We start from the raw sequence: 16,228 nt of genomic DNA, 5'->3' as shown, positions 1-16,228 counted from the left end.
CCGGGGCTTTCCTGCGTTCCGGGGTGTTTTTGGTGTGATGCTTTTCGTGCTCGGCCGGCCCACAGGACGTGGACGGCCGAGCATGCTGAGGCTGTTTACGCCTTCATCGGCGTCACAGGCGACCGGCGGCCTTCAACGCGAGGTAGGCATCTGCCAGTGCGGGGGCGAGCTTTTCCGGTGTTGCGTCGACGACCGTGACTCCGTGGCGCTGGAGTTGTTCGGCCGTTCGCTGTCGCTGGCTTTGGGCCTGTGTGCCGGCTGCGGCCTCGTAGACGCCCTCTGCGCTGCCGCGCTTGATGGTCATCTGCTCGACGTGCGGGTCGGCGACGGACGCGACCAGCACGGTGTGCCGACGAGTGAGCTGAGGGAGAACCGGCAGCAGCCCCTCCTCGATCGGGGTGGCATCGAGACTGGTCAAGAGGACGACGAGTGATCCGCGGGGAGCGTTCTGCAGTGCGGCGGCACTGAGTCCACGGGCGTCGGTTTCGACGAGTTCCGGTTCCAGCGGCGCGAACACGTTCACCATGGCGGGGAGGATGTCACCGGCCGAGCGGCCTTGAACCTGAGCACGTACCCGCCGGTCATAGGCCAGCAGACCGACTCGGTCGCCGGCGCGTGAGGCAAGGGCGCTGAGGAGCAGTGCCGCGTCCATGGCGGCGTCCAGTCGAGGGACGTCGCCGACCCGGCCCGCCGACGTCCGGCCGGTGTCGAGGACCACGAGAATGTGCCGGTCCCGCTCCGGCCGCCAGGTGCGGACGGCGACGGTGGTCCTGCGGGCGGTGGCACGCCAGTCGATCGAGCGGGTGTCATCGCCGGGGACGTAGTCGCGGAGGCTGTCGAACTCTGTGCCCTGCCCGCGGATCAGGGTGCTGGTCCGGCCGTCGAGTTCGCGGAGCCTGGCCAGCCGCGAGGGCAGGTGCTTGCGGCTGGTGAAGGGGGGCAGCACGCGTACGGTCCAGGGGACATGGTGGTTGCCCTGGCGGGCGGCGAGGCCCAGCGGGCCGTAGGAGCGCACGGTGACGCGCTCGGAGTGCCGGTCGCCTCGACGGGTGGGAGTGAGCAGCGTCGTGATCCGTCGGCGCTCTCCTGCGGGCACTCTCAGACGGTGCCTGGAGGCCGACTGCTCGGTCCCGGGAGCCCAACTGCTCGGGGGCCATGCGTCCCGAAGATGGGCCCGGAGGGGTCGGCCGGACGGATTGGTGAGGGTCAGCTCGATCTGAGCCACGTCACCAAGTCGAACAGATGTATCACCAGATCGGGTGAAACGGAGTGTCCGCACTGGCGCGGCGAGGGCGTAGTCGCACAGGATTGCGAGTGAAAGAGGCGCGTTGACGGCGAGCATCCCCGTCCAGCTGGGGGCGAGGATGCCGACGGGGAGAGAGCCAAGAGCTGCGAGAAGCGCCGTTCGTCCGGTGAGGGCCATGGCCAGCCTCAGCGGGGGACGGGGACGTGGGCGAGGATGGCGGTGATGACGGAGTCGGCGGTGACTCCTTCCATCTCCGCTTCGGGGCGCAGCTGGATCCGATGACGCAGAGTGGGCAGGGCCAGAGCCTTCACGTCGTCCGGGATGACGTAGTCCCGGCCCGTGAGCCAGGCCCAGGCGCGGGCGGTGGAGAGCAGGGCTGTCGCACCGCGGGGTGAGGCGCCCAGGGTGAGCGATGGGGATTCGCGGGTGGCGCGGCAGATGTCGACGACATAGCCCGCGATCTCGGCCGACACCGAGACCTTGGCGACGGCGGCCCGGGCCGCCGCCAGGTCTGCGGCGCCGGCTACGGGACGGACGCCCGCGGCAGCGAGATCGCGCGGGTTGAAACCCTCGGCGTGACGCGTGAGGACATTGATCTCGTCCTCGCGTGAGGGGAGGGGCACGGTGAGCTTGAGGAGGAAGCGGTCGAGCTGTGCCTCGGGGAGCGGGTAGGTGCCCTCGTACTCGACGGGGTTCTGCGTAGCGGCGACGAGAAAGGGCTCGGGGAGGGGCCGCGGTGTGCCGTCGACCGTCACCTGGCGCTCTTCCATCGCTTCCAGCAGGGAGGACTGCGTCTTGGGAGGGGTGCGGTTGATCTCGTCGGCCAGCAGGAGGTTGGTGAACACCGGGCCTTGCTGGAAGGAGAACTCCGAGGTGTGCGTGTCGTAGACCAGGGACCCGGTGACGTCACTGGGCATCAGGTCGGGGGTGAACTGGACGCGCTTGGTGTCGAGTTCGAGGGAGGCGGCGAGTGCGCGGACCAGCAGCGTCTTGGCGACTCCGGGGACTCCTTCGAGCAGGACGTGGCCGCGGCAGAGCAGAGCCACGACGAGACCGGTGACAGCAGGGTCCTGGCCGACCACCGCCTTGGCGATCTCGGTGCGCAGGGCCTCCAGGGAGGTGCGGGCGCGGTCCGAGTTCTCGGCTGTCTCGGGGGTCGGGGCGCTCATGAGGTGCGTACCTCTCTTTCGAGGGCGTCGAGTTGGTCGGCCAGGTTGACAAGGCTGAGGTCGTCGGCCGGGGCGGGGCCGAAGAGCAGGTCGCGGATGTCCCGGGCGGTGTCGGGCAGTTGGGCCGAGACTGCGGGGATCAGGGCGTCGGGGGAGTGCGCTTCGGCCGGCGGCAGACCGAGGAGCGGGGCGAGGCGGGTTCGGGTGGCGGAGCGCAGGGAGGCGGCGGCGCGGTCGCGGGCGTTGACCTTGCGGTAGAGACGGGCGCGGCCTTCGGTGGCCTCTGAGGCGCGGATGGCGACCGGCAGGCGCTCGGTGACCAGCGGGCCGAGGCGGCGTGCACGCCAGATGGCGGCGAGGACGGCTGCGAGCGCGAGTTGGAGCGTGCCCCAGAGCCAGCCGGACGGGATGAGGTCGAGGAAGGCGCTTTCACCCTCGGCACTCTCCTCGCCGTCGTCCTGCTCTTGACCGCTGTCTACGGCGGAGGGATCGCTGAGAGACGGCATGTACCAGACCAGTTCGGGCCGTGACCCGAGGAGTTGAAGCGCAAGGGAGGCGTTGCCCTGTTTGTCGAGACGGTCGTTGTAGAGGATGTCCGGGGCGCCGAGAAGGACGGTGTCACCGTCGGCCGGGGTGTCGACCCTGAGCAGGGACGGCAGTCCGTCGCTCGGGTAGCAGCTGTCGGCGCCAGGTGCGTCGGTGCTGTAGCGCTCCCCGCCGAGTTCGGCGTCGCCCGCCCGGCGCGCGACCGGATAGGTGCACTGCGGAGTGAGGGGCGCGACCCGTGCCGGGACGTCGGCACGGACGCCCGGAGCCAGAGTGTCGATGGAGGCGGAGCCTGCGGCAAGGAGTACTATGCGCCCGCCGGAGGACGACGTCGCCGAGTGAAGGGCCTCTTGCTGGCCGCTGGTCAACAGGTCGGGTTCGGTGACGAGGAGTGTGGTGTCGGGGCCGGCGGCTGCGCCTGCCGCATCGAGTGTGGTGACGACCCGGACGGAGACCCCGCGGTTCTCGAGGAGTTCGGCAACCGCGCGGCTGCCGTACTGGTCTGCGGAGCGGGGGTCGAGGCGGCCGTGGTGATCTCCCGAGCGCACGGCGGCCATGGCGATGCCCGCCGCGACGAGCAGGAGGAAGACGACGAGGACTCCGCGAGCACGCGTCCACACCTGGCGCGCGGTGGGGGACATGGAGCTGGTGGCGGCCCCGGTCATTCGGCGGCTCCTTGGGCGGCCTGTGTCAGTTGGGGCTTGGCGCGCTCCAGTTCGAGGTCCAGGTCTCGCAGGCGTTCGTACGACTGCCGGTCCGCGGTGCGGCCGCCATATGTGATGTCGTCGAACGCTCTGGCGGCTGCCCGGAGTTCATCGGCATGGGGCGGCAGGGAGCGGCCGGCTTCGGCGGCCGCCTCGTCGGCGGTGCGCCCGGGGCGCGGCGCGAGCAGGGCTCGCTCCTCCAGGGAGCGGACGACGGCGCGCATCCGCTCCTGGACGGCCTGGTTCCAGCGAGTAGCGGCGGCGTGTTCCTCGGCGGCGATGCGGTGTTCGGCAGCGCTGCGGGGCCCGGCGTCGAAGAGGGAGTCCGCCGAGACGGGGGTGCGCTGTGGTGTGCCGAGACGCCACCACAGGGCTGCCGCCAGGGCGATGACGACGAGGAAGATGACGACCAGTCCGGCCGTTCCGCCGAAGCCTGCACCGGCTGCGCCCTCGAAGAGACCGCCGACCCAGTCCCAGAACCTGTCCAGTGCCCGCTCGAGCAGGTTCGGATCGTCCTCGCCGTACATCGGGTCGGACAGCTCCCGTTCCGCCGCCTCACGGGCGGGGACACGCGGAATGTCCACCGGCACGTCGTCGCTCGCTCGGATCAGCGGCCCAGCTGCCGTTGCGCCCCCCGCACTCAGCACCGCATCAGCCCCTGGTGGAGTGGTTGCCGGGCGGCTCGGTTCCGTAGCCGGGGAGGCCTGCGGCGCGGGCGAGCTCGAGGTCGAGTGCTTCGCGGCGGATGCGCTGGTCGACGTAGAGAAGCGCGGTCACGCCGGCCGAGATCGGGTACGTGATCGAGGAGGCGATCACGGATCCGATGCCGGTGATGATCAGGAATGGCCAGCCGAACTCGGGGGAATTGCCGCTGAAGAAGTCGCTGAGGCTGACACCGTCCACGGCGAAGCCGATGACGGTAAAGGGGATGGCGATGACCATGCTGACCAGGAAGGCCAGCAGGACGGTCAGCAGGGTGATGCCGAAGACGCGCCACCAGGCGCCCTGCACCAGCTTGGCGGAGCGACGCAGCGAGGCGATGACGCCCTGGCGTTCGAGTACGAGCGCGGGGGGCGCGAGGGCGAAGCGGATCATCAGCCAGATGACGGCCACGATCGCGGCGATGCCGCCGATGACCGACAGGAGCACTCCGGCTCCGCCGATCAGCACGCCGGGGAGGATGCCCACGCACAGGACCAGCGCGCTGCCCAGCGGCAGCAGCAGGATGAGGACGAGCAGGTGGGGCAGCCGGGGCCGGGCTTCCCGCCAGGCCTCGGGGAGCGTCACGGAACGGCCCAGGACGGAGCGGCTGATCACCACGGTGAGCAGGGCGGTGGTGAGGAGCGTGCCGATCAGCATGATGAGCAGCGCCGGGCCCATGGCGATCATGCTGGCCTGCAGGGACTCCACGGACTGCTGCAGAGCTTCCTCGGGGGTCGCGTCGGGGTTGACCTCGGGCGGTTCGGGCAACAGATAGCGCTCGACGAGGATGCTGGCGATCTGAGTGACGACGGAGACGCTGACCGTCACGGCCAGGACTGTGCGCCAGTGAGCGCGCAACGTCGACACAGCGCCGTCGAGGATCTCGCCGACGCCGAGAGGGCGGAGCGGGATCACTCCGGGCTTGGCCGCGGCAGGCGGACGACCCCAGCCTCCCTGCGGCGCGCCGCCCCAGCCGGAGGCGGGAGGCCGCGGGACAGAACCGGATCCGCTCGGCGCGGACCACTGGCCGGGCGGCGGCTGCTCCTTGGACCACTTCGAGGAAGGAGCGTCGGCGGGCTCGGCGGGATTCGGCACGCCGGCGTTCTGCCCGTTGGAGGGAGCCGATCCGGGCGAGGCCCAGCCCGGAGTGTCGTTCACGGTGGTCCACCTCATGGATTGGTCGCGGGGCCGGCTCGCCGAGCCGGCAGTTCACGGTGCCCTTCCGCCCGGCAGGGCGGCTGTGGCAGCCATCGTGCCACGCGGCGGCCGCCGGTGGGCGGGGGCATCGGTCACCTTCGCACCTTCATTGTTGGAGCCTCACCGGGCAGACTGGGCGGATGGCTGATCAGTACGCACAAAACCCTGCCGAGGCGGTGCCGCCGAAGCTTCCGGTGCTGCGCTGGGACGAGCCGCCCGAAGGTCCTGTACTGGTGCTTCTCGACCAGACCCGGCTGCCGGTCGAGGAGGTGGAGCTGGTCTGCACCGATGTTCCGGCCCTCGTGCGGGCCATCCATACCCTGGCGGTGCGCGGGGCGCCCCTGCTGGGGATTGCGGGCGCCTACGGTGTCGCTCTGGCGGCTGCCCGGGGCTATGACGTCGAGGAAGCGGCGGCGCTGCTCGAGAATGCGCGGCCCACCGCGGTGAACCTGGGGTACGGAGTGCGCCTGGCGGCCGCCGCGTACCGGACGGCAGTGGAAGCGGGTGCGGACGGCGAGCGGGCGGCGGCAGCGGCGCTCGCGTCGGCGCGGGAGCTGCACCGTGCGGACGCGGAGGCGAGCCGGCGAATGGCCGCGCACGGGCTGGCGCTGCTCGGGGAGCTGCTGCCCGGGGGCGGGCACCGGATCCTGACGCACTGCAACACCGGGGCACTGGTGTCCGGTGGGGAGGGCACGGCGTTCGCGGTCGCGTTGGCCGCGCACCGGGCCGGTGAGCTGCGCAGGCTGTGGGTGGACGAGACGAGGCCGCTTTTGCAGGGTGCGCGGCTCACGGCGTACGAGGCGGCGCGCAACGGTATGCCGTACAGCCTGCTGACGGACAGCGCCGCGGGCTCGCTGTTCACCGCGGGGGAGGTGGATGCGGTGCTGATCGGCGCGGACCGGATCGCCGCGGACGGATCGGTGGCCAACAAGGTCGGCAGTTATCCGCTCGCGGTGCTGGCCAAGTACCACCATGTGCCGTTCATCGTCGTGGCGCCGACCACGACGATGGATCCGAGTACACCGGACGGCGCCTCGATCGAGGTGGAGCAGCGATCCGGCAGCGAGGTGACGGAGGTCACATCCCCGCAGGTGGGGGCAGCGGGGGCCGCAACTGGTGGAGTGTCCGTAGCGCCGCTCGGAACTCAGGCGTACAACCCCGCGTTCGATGTCACGCCGCCCGATCTGGTCACGGCCGTCGTCACCGAGGAGGGTGTGGTGTCGCCGGTCACGAGGGCCGGCATAGCCGAGCTGTGTGCCAGGTCACGCCAGGTAACGATTAGCTAATGGGATGATGTCGAATATGAAGGGACGAGTCCTTGTCGTCGACGACGACAACGCGCTGGCCGAGATGCTCGGGATTGTGCTGCGTGGTGAAGGTTTCGAGCCGTCGTTCGTAGCGGACGGTGACAAGGCACTTGCCGCCTTCCGGGAGAGCAAGCCGGACCTGGTGCTGCTGGACCTGATGCTGCCCGGCAGGGACGGCATCGAGGTGTGCCGGCTCATCCGGGCGGAGTCCGGTGTGCCGATCGTGATGCTGACGGCCAAGAGCGACACGGTGGATGTGGTGGTGGGTCTCGAGTCCGGGGCCGACGACTACATCGTCAAGCCGTTCAAGCCGAAGGAGCTTGTCGCCCGTATCCGGGCGCGGCTGCGGAGGTCGGAGGATCCTGCTCCGGAGCAGCTTGCCATCGGTGACCTGGTGATCGATGTGGCGGGGCACTCCGTGAAGCGGGACGGTCAGTCGATAGCGCTGACGCCGCTGGAGTTCGACCTGCTGGTCGCGCTCGCGCGCAAGCCGTGGCAGGTGTTCACCCGCGAGGTGCTCCTCGAGCAGGTCTGGGGTTACCGACATGCGGCGGACACCCGACTGGTCAACGTCCATGTGCAGCGGCTTCGCTCCAAGGTCGAGAAGGACCCGGAGCGGCCGGAGATCGTGGTGACCGTCCGGGGTGTCGGTTACAAGGCCGGGCCGAGCTGACATGTCCCTTGGCAGCGTTGCTCCGAAGCCCGGGGAGCCGGGAGTCCGTACGGGGCGGGCTGCCGGACCGGGGCGCAAGCCCGCGCGATTCGGCCGCCTGTTCCAGGGGGGCCTGCTGCTCCCGGACGGGGCGGCGTCCGGCGGGCCTGTGCCTCGGCTCGTGATGCGCTGGTTGCGCCGTCCCCTGCTGCCCGCTGTCCGCCTGTGGCGGCGGAACATCCAGCTCCGCGTGGTCGTGACCACGCTGCTGATGTCGCTCGGTGTGGTTCTGCTCCTCGGTTTCGTCGTGATCGGGCAGGTGCGCAACGGTCTGCTCGACGCGAAGAGCAAGGCGGCGCAGAGCCAGGCGGCCGGCGGCTTCGCCGTCGCGCGGGAACTGGCCAGTGCGCCGGTCGACCCCGTGGGCCCGGACGGTGCGGCATCGGGCAGGAACGCCAACTCATGGCGGTCCGATCTCGTCGTGCAGCTCGCCAGCGGCGGTCAGGGCTCGTACAACGTGGTGGCTCTCAGCGCCGACTCCCAACAGGACGGGTCCGGGCGCGCGCCGCGTACGTCGGGTCTGGTGGACCCCGCGAGCATTCCGCAGGCGCTGCGGGACGCCGTGGGCCAGGGCTCGGGGACGTACGAGACGTACGTCAGCATCCGGTACTGGAACAACGCGTTCGACCCAGAGCCCGGGCTGGTCGTGGGCACCCGGCTGAACGACATCGAGGGGCAGCCGTACGAGCTGTACTACCTGTTCCCGCTGGCGCAGGAGGAGCAGTCCCTCAACCTCGTCCGGGGGACGCTCGCCACGGCCGGGCTGTTCGTCGTGGTCCTGCTGGGCGCCATCGCGTGGCTCGTCGTGCGCCAGATCGTCACACCCGTGCGCATGGCCGCGGGGATCGCCGAGCGGCTTGCCGCCGGGCGGCTCCAGGAGCGCATGAAGGTCACCGGTGAGGACGACATCGCCCGGCTCGGTGAGGCCTTCAACAAGATGGCGCAGAACCTTCAGCTGAAGATCCAGCAGCTCGAGGAGCTGTCCCGCATGCAGCGCCGCTTCGTGTCGGACGTGTCGCACGAGCTGCGGACGCCGCTCACGACCGTGCGCATGGCGGCCGATGTCATCCACGAGGCGCGCAGCGACTTCGACCCGGTGACGGCCCGTTCCGCCGAGCTCCTCGGGGACCAGCTGGACCGTTTCGAGTCGCTGCTGTCCGACCTGCTGGAGATCAGCCGTTTCGACGCCGGGGCCGCGGCGCTGGAGGCGGAGCCGATAGACCTGCGCGAGGTGGTACGGCGCGTGATCGGCGGCGCCGAGCCGCTGGCCGAGCGCAAGGGCTCCCGGATACGGGTGGCCGGCGACGAGCAGCCGGTGGTGGCCGAGGCCGACGCCCGCCGGGTGGAGCGTGTGCTGCGCAATCTCGTGGTCAACGCCGTGGAGCACGGCGAGGGCCGGGACGTCGTGGTGCGCATGGCGGCCGCCGGCGGGGCCGTGGCCGTCGCCGTGCGGGACTACGGGGTCGGACTCAAGCCGGGCGAGGCGACCCGGGTGTTCAACCGGTTCTGGCGCGCCGATCCGGCGCGCGCCCGCACCACGGGCGGGACCGGTCTGGGGCTGTCGATCGCCGTCGAGGACGCCCGTCTTCACGGCGGCTGGCTGCAGGCCTGGGGGGAGCCGGGCGGGGGTTCGCAGTTCAGGCTGACCCTGCCGCGTACGGCGGACGAGCCGCTGCGCGGTTCACCGATCCCGCTCGAGCCCGAGGACTCGCGGCAGAACCGTGAGCGTGCGCGGTCCTCGGCCGAGGCACCGGTGAACGGGCACCGGCTGACGTCCGTGCCCGTGCAGGCGGGGGCCGAGTTCGCGCCGCTGCCCGGCCAGGTGCGGGGCGCGGCGCCGCGGGGCGTCGACCCGGCGGCGCTGCCGGGCAGTGGTGCCCGGGTCGTGGCGCGGCCGGCCGGGGAGCGGGGCGACGAGGCCGCGGGCAAGGTTCCGACCGAGCAGGAGGGCACGAGTCGTGGGCGCTGATCCCCGTCGTCAGGGGCGCGCGGGTGGGGCACGTGCGGTGGCGCTGCTCGGTGCGAGCGGTGTGCTGCTCGCCGGATGCGCGTCGATGCCGGACAGTGGCGACGTGCACCCCGTGAAGGCGTCGCAGCGCGGCGACTCGCAGGTCCGGGTGTACGCCGTGCAGCCGCGCAAGGGCGCGACGCCCGACGAGATCGTCACGGGCTTCCTCGAAGCGATGACCAGTGACGACTCGAACTTCGCCACGGCCCGTTCGTACCTCACGCCGGAGACGTCGCAGAAGTGGCGGCCCGAGGCGAGCACGACGGTTCTGGAGGCCGCGCCCGTCCCCGGCATGCCGGTCCTCGGCGACCGGGACGACCCGGGCATGAACTATCCGCTGTTCGGCCGCCAGATAGCCACGGTGGATTCCCAGCGCGCCTATCAGCCGGTGACGCCCGCGGACTACCGCAGGACCATTCACCTGTCGCAGCAGAGCGGTCCCGACGGCAAGGAGTGGCGGATCGACAGTCTGCCGCCCGGTCTGCTGCTCGGTGCGTCGGACTTCGAGCGCAACTACGTCTCGGTCAACAAGTACTACTTCGCCTCCGGGCGGAGCGTCATGGTGGCCGATCCCGTCTACATCCGGCAGCGGCAGGACCCGGTGACCCGGCAGGACCCGGTCACGCAGGCCGTCTCCGCGCTGCTGGAGGGCCCGACGAACTGGCTGAAGCCGGTGGTCGAGTCGCGTTTCCCGACGGGCACGGCCCTGAAGAAGGGCACCAGGTCGCTGTCGTTCGACGACCGGAACGGACTGAGGGTCCCGCTGAACGGCAAGGCGTCCGGCGTGGGCAGGCCGCAGTGCACGAGGATGGCCGCGCAGATCCTCTTCACGCTCAAGGACCTGTCGTCCTCGCGTGCCGAGCAGGTGGAGCTGCTGCGGTCGGACGGCAGCCAGCTGTGCGTGCTCACCGCCGGCCAGGCCGAGGAGTACGCGCCGGACCACGGCTCGGACACCCACGACAACCAGTACTTCGTCGACGAGAAGCACCGGCTGGCGCTGCTCGCGGCCGGGACCAAGGAGATCGGCGCGCCGCAGAACGTGCCGGGGCCGTTCGGCGACGGCGCTCTGTCGATGAGTTCGGTGGCGGTCTCCCGCGACGAGCGCACGGCGGCGGCGGTCTCCCCCGACGGGAGCAAGCTGTACGTGGCGTCCATCACCTCCGGTACGGAGCTGGGCGGTCCCTTGGTGACCAGCCGGGGCAAGGGCGGCAACCGTCTGTCCGCACCCAGCTGGGACGGCAGGGGAGACCTGTGGGTCGCGGACCGGGATGCCGCCGATCCGGCGCTGATGCGGGTGCCCGGTGGTGAGGAGACTCCTCAAGACGTCAAGATCGTGCCGGGGCTCGACGGTGCCCGGATCGAGGCGGTGAAGGTGTCGGCGGACGGTGTCCGCGTGGCGCTGCTGCTGACGAAGGACGGCAGGACGACGCTGAAGATCGGGCGCGTGGAGCGGCACGGCCCGAGCGACGACCTTGCCGTGACCGTGACCGAACTGCGTCCGGCGGCTCCTCAGTTGGAGACGGTGACGGCGGTGTCCTGGGCGGGTCCCAGCCGGCTGGTCGTGGTCGGCAAGGAGTCCGGCGGGGTCCAGCAGGTGCGCTACATGCAGACCGACGGGTCCACGTCTCCCAACGCGATCCTGCCGGGCCTGAACCAGGTCAAGGCGGTCGCCGCGTCGGACGACGAGAGCAGGCCGCTGGTGGCGCATTCGGAGGAGGACGGCATCGTGCGTCTGCCGGCCGGCGCGAACTGGCAGACGGTGGTCGAGAAGGGGTCGTCACCCGTCTATCCCGGCTGACAGGGACCTTTTCCCGTCCGGTGGGCGGGTTCCGGTGCGTTGTCCACAGGGGTGGCCCCCGGGTGGGGACCTCGGCACAGTGGATTTCCGTGCGGGGATGGTGGCGGGAGATCTCCGGTCTGGTGCTGCCGGTTGCCTGCGGCGGCTGCGGCAGGCCGCGTACCGAGCTGTGCGAGCGCTGCGCGGCCGCGTTGCACGGGAGGCCGGCACGGCGTGCGAGACCGGTGCCGGAGCCGGAGGGCCTGCCGGTGGTGCATGCCGCCGCCAAGTACACCGATGCCGTGCGGGCCGTGTTGCTCGCGCACAAGGAACGGGGTGCGCTGGGGCTCTCCAGGCCGCTCGGCCGGGCCCTCGCGGGCGCGGTGCGGGCATCTGCCCGGCGGCCCCATGGTGCGGCGCACGGGGCGCTGCTGCTGGTGCCGGTGCCGTCCGCCCGCAGGGCGGTGCGGGCTCGCGGTCATGATCCGGCGCGCCGGATCGCGCTGGCGGCGGCGGCCGAGCTGCGGCGCACGGGGTGCCCCGCTCAGGTGCTGCCGGTACTGCGCCAGCACCGGCCGGTGGCCGATCAGGCGGGGCTGACCGCCCGCGAGAGGCTCGTCAATCTCTCAGGGGCACTGCGGCTGCGGCAGGGGGCGGCGCGGCTGCTGAAGGGCGGTACAGCAGTGCTGGTGGACGACGTCATGACGACCGGCGCTTCTTTGGTGGAGGCGGCGCGGGCACTGAGTGCCGTGGAGGAGGCGGCGGGTCCGGGATCAGTACGGCCGAGTGCGGCAGTCGTGGCGGTGCCACCGGTGTCCTTCGAATAAACCGGAACTGAAGAGGAACTTGCATCGTTGCAGGTAGTGAGAGGGCAAAAACGCCTGATCGGAGGTACCTTCAGGTATCGGGTGCCGACATCCGTCCGAGCGAGCTATGTTCGGTTGTGAGGAATGGCGATGCCCGAACCTCACCGAATGCGCTGCCGATTTCCCGGCCGGGGATTCGGGACAGGGACAGCCTCGAAATTGGGTGGGGTGGGGATCTTGTCGACTGGGGAGGAGGAGGTGAAAGTCGCCAAGTCCGAGGCCCCGGTGATCACCGGAGCCTGGTGCAAGAGGGAGATGCTCCGCGGCCGGTGAGCCGTCGGAGTTATCCGGGAACGGAGTTCTGCGTGGACATCGTCGTCAAGGGCCGCAAGACCGAGGTGCCCGAGCGGTTCCGCAAGCACGTGGCCGAGAAGCTGAAGCTGGAGAAGATCCAGAAGCTCGACGGCAAGGTGATCAGCCTCGACGTCGAGGTGTCCAAGGAGCACAACCCGCGGCAGGCAGACCGTTCCGACCGTGTGGAGATCACGCTTCGCTCCCGCGGCCCGGTGATCCGGGCGGAGGCAGCTGCCGCCGACCCGTACGCAGCGCTCGACCTCGCCACCGGCAAGCTGGAGGCCCGGCTTCGCAAGCAGCACGACAAGCGCCACACCCGGCGCGGCACCGGTCGGCTGTCGGCGGCAGAGGTGGCCGATGTGGTGCCCGGTGTCGCCGAGTTGAACGCCAATGGCAAGACTCTCGCCGAAGAGGCGACGGAATCCATTCCCACCACCCGGATCGGTTCGCTCGAAGTACAGGGCGAGGGACCGCTGGTGGTTCGCGAGAAGCTGCACACGGCAGCGCCGATGTCGCTCGACCAGGCTCTCTACGAGATGGAGCTGGTCGGCCATGACTTCTATCTTTTCGTCGACTCCGAGACGAAGCAGCCCAGTGTCGTCTACCGGCGGCATGCCTACGACTACGGCGTGATCCGCCTGGAGACCGACCCGCTGGCCGGTTCCGAGGCAGGTGGAGCCGGAGGTGCGCTGGGCGGCTGACCCCGGCGCGTACTGAGCCCCGTCAGCGATGAAGTGGTGCCCCTGGAGCGCCCTGTGCGCCCCCCAGGGGCACCCCCGTGCAACCACTGGATCACCGCTCTGTCGTCCGGGCATGAAAGCATGGTGTGGCAAGCCAACGGATCTGCGTCGCAATGAGGTTGGCAGACCAGACATGATCTTCGGGCCACGGCCTTCAGGGGGAGGAACGATGGCGGACAGCTTCGGGCCGGTGCACAGCGAAGCGGGCGGCCGCCCCGCAGTCGTCGACACCGAGGCGGAGGAGCCGCGCGGCTCCTGCGCGGCCGAGCCGATCCGGGTGCTCGTGGTGGACGACCACGCGCTCTTCCGGCGAGGGCTGGAGATCGTCCTCAAGCAGGAGGAGGACATCCAGGTCGTGGGCGAGGCCGGTGACGGGGCGGAGGCGGTGGACAAGGCGGCCGACCTGCTGCCCGACATCGTGCTGATGGACGTGCGGATGCCCAAGCGCGGCGGTATCGAGGCATGCACCTCCATCAAGGAGGTGGCCCCCAGCGCCAAGATCATCATGCTGACGATCAGCGACGAGGAGGCCGACCTCTACGACGCGATCAAGGCCGGCGCCACGGGCTATCTCCTCAAGGAGATCTCCACGGACGAGGTCGCGACCGCGATCCGCGCCGTCGCCGACGGCCAGTCGCAGATCAGCCCCTCCATGGCCTCCAAGCTGCTCACCGAGTTCAAGTCGATGATCCAGCGCACCGACGAGCGCAGGCTCGTGCCGGCCCCCCGGCTGACCGACCGGGAGCTGGAGGTGCTCAAGCTCGTCGCCACGGGGATGAACAACCGCGACATCGCCAAGGAGTTGTTCATCTCCGAGAACACCGTGAAGAACCACGTCCGCAACATCCTGGAGAAGCTGCAGCTCCACTCCCGGATGGAGGCCGTGGTCTACGCGATGCGGGAGAAGATCCTCGAGATCCGCTGAGACCGGCGGCGGTGCGGGGCGCGTCAGCCCAGTGCCCGGACCAGATCCGCCGCGAGCTCGGGACGGTCGGCCTTCTCGACGCGGACGGCGTCGCACCCCACCCATTCGGCTGCCTCGCGCAACGCCTGCGCCATCGGGGCGACCGCCTTGGGGCCCGCCAGGGACACCTGCCGGGCCACGAGCGTCCGGCCCTCGCGCGCCGGATCGACCCGGCCGAGGAGCCGCCCGCCAGCCAGCAGCGGCATCGCGAAGTACCCGTGGACGCGCTTCTGCTTGGGGACGTACGCCTCCAGGCGGTGGGTGAAGCCGAAGATGCGCTCGGTGCGCGCCCGCTCCCAGATGAGCGAGTCGAACGGGGAGAGCAGCGTCGTCCGGTGCCGGCCGCGCGGCGGGGACGCGAGGGCCGCGGGATCGGCCCATGCGCGCTTGCCCCACCCCTCGACCGTGACCGGCACCAGACCGGAGTCCGCGACCACGGCGTCGAACTGCTCTCCCTTGAGACGGTGGTAGTCCGCGATGTCCGCGCGGGTGCCCACGCCCAGCGCCTGGCCGGCCAGGCGGACGAGACGGCGCAGGCACTCCCTGTCGTCCAGGTCGTCGTGCAGGACGGCGTCCGGGATCGCCCGCTCCGCGAGGTCGTACACGCGCTTCCAGCTGCGCCGCTCGGTGCACACCACCTCCCCGTACATCAGGGCACGCTCGACGGCGACCTTGGAGGCGGACCAGTCCCACCACTCGCCGCCGTTCTTCGCGCCGCCCAACTCGGTCGCGGTGAGCGGACCTTCGGCGTGCAGCTGCTTGATCACCGCGTCGTACGCACCGTCCGGCAGGTCGTGGTACCACTGCGGGCGGGTGCGGTAGGCGCGGCGGCGGAAGGCGAAGTGCGGCCATTCCTCGACGGGGAGGATGCACGCGGCGTGCGACCAGTACTCGAAGCTGTGGCTCTCCGTCCAGTACGCGTCCTCGACCGTCCTGCGGCCCACGGCGCCCAGACGCGCGTACGGGATGAGCTCGTGCGAGCGTGCCAGCACCGAGATCGTGTCCAGCTGCACCGCTCCGAGGTGGCGCAGCACGCCGCGGACGCCACCGCGCCGGTCCGGCGCGCCGAGGAGTCCCTGGGCGCGCAGCGCGATGCGGCGCGCCTCGTCGGCGGACAGGTCGATGACGGGCGGTGGCAGCGTGGTCATGGTGGGCACCCTAGAGGCCGTCACTGACAACCGGCCGGGGAATGGGTCACGTACTGGCGGGCAGATAGGGGTGGGCGCTCGTCAGGCCGAGATCGGAGGGCAGCAGGGAGCCGACCCACACGTCACGCAGCGTGCCCTTGTTGAGCAGGGCGGCGCGCAGCTCGCCCTCGATGCGGAATCCGGCCTTCTCGGCGACCGCGCGTGAGCCCTTGTTCCCCACCTCGGCCCGCCATTCCAGCCGGGTGGCACCGAGCCGCATGAAGGCCCAGTGCGAGACGGCGGCGACGGACTCGGCCATCACCCCGCGCCCCCGGTGCTCCTTGCCGGTCCAGAAGCCGATCTCCCACGTGCCCGAGAAGGTACGCAGAGTGACCGCGACCGAGGCCATCAGCGGCCCGCCCTCGCGCGGCAGCACGGCGAAAGTGCACATGGTGCTGTTGCGCCAGCCGTCCGGGACCATGTGCTCGGTGAACTCGACGGCGTGCTGTCGTTCGTACGGCGACGGAACCGTCGTCCACCGCTGGATGTCCGGGTCCTGGCAGGACTGGTAGACGGCCTCGGTGTCCGCGGCCGTGAAGGTACGCAGCAGCAGGCGCTCGGTGGTGAGTGTGATCGGCTCCATGCCGGGATTGTGGACACCTCCTCCGCCCGATGCGAGCACTTTTGGCCGCTCCCCGGCACCTTCGGCGCTTCCCGTGCGTTCTCCTGTAGGGCGGACGGCAGGCCCGCGTGGCGATGGACCTCCCGACGTGGCGGTGTCCTCGCTTACGATGGCCGATGCGGTGGGGACCACCTGCCGTGCCCGCGCCAGTGTCCGTCACACGACCCAGTGCCAGGCCCGACCGGCA

The 16,228-nt window shown here is 70.7% G+C and carries 14 protein-coding genes; 7 read left to right on the top strand and 7 right to left on the bottom strand.

The features are described 5' to 3' along the window. Window positions 1–112: 112 nt before the first annotated feature. The 5 genes from HW130_RS31955 to HW130_RS31935 are packed head-to-tail and all read right to left on the bottom strand — an operon-like array spanning window position 113 to window position 5,525. Window positions 113–1,423 carry a DUF58 domain-containing protein gene (locus HW130_RS31955; protein ID WP_177153264.1) on the bottom strand — a complete coding sequence of 437 codons (1,311 nt, stop codon included), beginning with the start codon at window positions 1,421–1,423 and terminating at the stop codon, window positions 113–115. Window positions 1,424–1,431: 8 nt separating this feature from the next. Beyond that, window positions 1,432–2,415 carry a MoxR family ATPase gene (locus HW130_RS31950; protein WP_177153263.1) on the bottom strand — a complete coding sequence of 328 codons (984 nt, stop codon included), beginning with the start codon at window positions 2,413–2,415 and terminating at the stop codon, window positions 1,432–1,434. Further along, entirely contained in the window at window positions 2,412–3,626 is a 1,215-nt protein-coding gene (locus HW130_RS31945; protein WP_177153262.1) for a DUF4350 domain-containing protein, read from the bottom strand. Before HW130_RS31945 ends, HW130_RS31950 begins: the two co-directional genes overlap by 4 nt. Then, the gene (locus tag HW130_RS31940) at window positions 3,623–4,312 is read right to left on the bottom strand and encodes a DUF4129 domain-containing protein (RefSeq protein ID WP_177153261.1); all 690 of its coding nucleotides are present in this window, start codon (window positions 4,310–4,312) and stop codon (window positions 3,623–3,625) included. Before HW130_RS31940 ends, HW130_RS31945 begins: the two co-directional genes overlap by 4 nt. 4 nt (window positions 4,313–4,316) lie before the next feature. Then, entirely contained in the window at window positions 4,317–5,525 is a 1,209-nt protein-coding gene (locus HW130_RS31935) for a glycerophosphoryl diester phosphodiesterase membrane domain-containing protein (RefSeq protein ID WP_177153260.1), read from the bottom strand. A gap of 179 nt (window positions 5,526–5,704) precedes the next feature. Between HW130_RS31935 and mtnA the strand changes: the two genes are divergently transcribed. The 7 genes from mtnA to HW130_RS31900 all read left to right on the top strand — a co-directional run bounded on the left by mtnA (window position 5,705) and on the right by HW130_RS31900 (window position 14,193). Then, window positions 5,705–6,850 (top strand): S-methyl-5-thioribose-1-phosphate isomerase, encoded by a 1,146-nt coding sequence (mtnA, locus tag HW130_RS31930; protein ID WP_177153259.1) that lies wholly within the window; start codon window positions 5,705–5,707, stop codon window positions 6,848–6,850. Window positions 6,851–6,854: 4 nt separating this feature from the next. After that, complete coding sequence (gene mtrA, locus HW130_RS31925) at window positions 6,855–7,544, top strand: two-component system response regulator MtrA (RefSeq protein WP_305737816.1); 690 nt, start codon at window positions 6,855–6,857, stop codon at window positions 7,542–7,544. A 1-nt stretch (window position 7,545) separates the two neighbouring features. Further along, window positions 7,546–9,552: an MtrAB system histidine kinase MtrB gene (mtrB, locus tag HW130_RS31920; protein ID WP_177153257.1), complete on the top strand. Its 2,007-nt coding sequence runs from the start codon at window positions 7,546–7,548 to the stop codon at window positions 9,550–9,552. Beyond that, window positions 9,542–11,389 (top strand): LpqB family beta-propeller domain-containing protein, encoded by a 1,848-nt coding sequence (locus HW130_RS31915; RefSeq protein ID WP_309140643.1) that lies wholly within the window; start codon window positions 9,542–9,544, stop codon window positions 11,387–11,389. Before mtrB ends, HW130_RS31915 begins: the two co-directional genes overlap by 11 nt. Window positions 11,390–11,478: 89 nt before the next feature. Next, on the top strand, window positions 11,479–12,195 hold the full coding sequence (locus HW130_RS31910) for a ComF family protein (RefSeq protein ID WP_177153256.1): 717 nt from the start codon (window positions 11,479–11,481) through the stop codon (window positions 12,193–12,195). A 344-nt stretch (window positions 12,196–12,539) separates the two neighbouring features. Next, window positions 12,540–13,229 (top strand): ribosome hibernation-promoting factor, HPF/YfiA family, encoded by a 690-nt coding sequence (gene hpf, locus HW130_RS31905; RefSeq protein WP_177153255.1) that lies wholly within the window; start codon window positions 12,540–12,542, stop codon window positions 13,227–13,229. 208 nt (window positions 13,230–13,437) lie between these two features. Beyond that, window positions 13,438–14,193 (top strand): response regulator transcription factor, encoded by a 756-nt coding sequence (locus tag HW130_RS31900; protein WP_177153254.1) that lies wholly within the window; start codon window positions 13,438–13,440, stop codon window positions 14,191–14,193. A 23-nt stretch (window positions 14,194–14,216) separates the two neighbouring features. Here the strand turns inward: HW130_RS31900 and HW130_RS31895 are convergent, their stop codons facing one another. Together HW130_RS31895 and HW130_RS31890 are read right to left on the bottom strand one after the other, a co-directional pair. Next, a complete protein-coding gene (locus tag HW130_RS31895; protein ID WP_177153253.1) occupies window positions 14,217–15,380 on the bottom strand; it encodes a winged helix-turn-helix domain-containing protein in 1,164 nt (387 codons plus the stop codon). Window positions 15,381–15,426: 46 nt separating this feature from the next. Then, on the bottom strand, window positions 15,427–16,002 hold the full coding sequence (locus HW130_RS31890; protein WP_177153252.1) for a GNAT family N-acetyltransferase: 576 nt from the start codon (window positions 16,000–16,002) through the stop codon (window positions 15,427–15,429). Between the last annotated feature and the right edge of the window lie 226 nt (window positions 16,003–16,228).

Origin of the sequence: Streptomyces sp. PKU-EA00015, assembly GCF_013387495.1 — a bacterium.
GTDB lineage: Bacteria > Actinomycetota > Actinomycetes > Streptomycetales > Streptomycetaceae > Streptomyces.
This window is presented reverse-complemented; position numbering and strand designations above follow the sequence as displayed.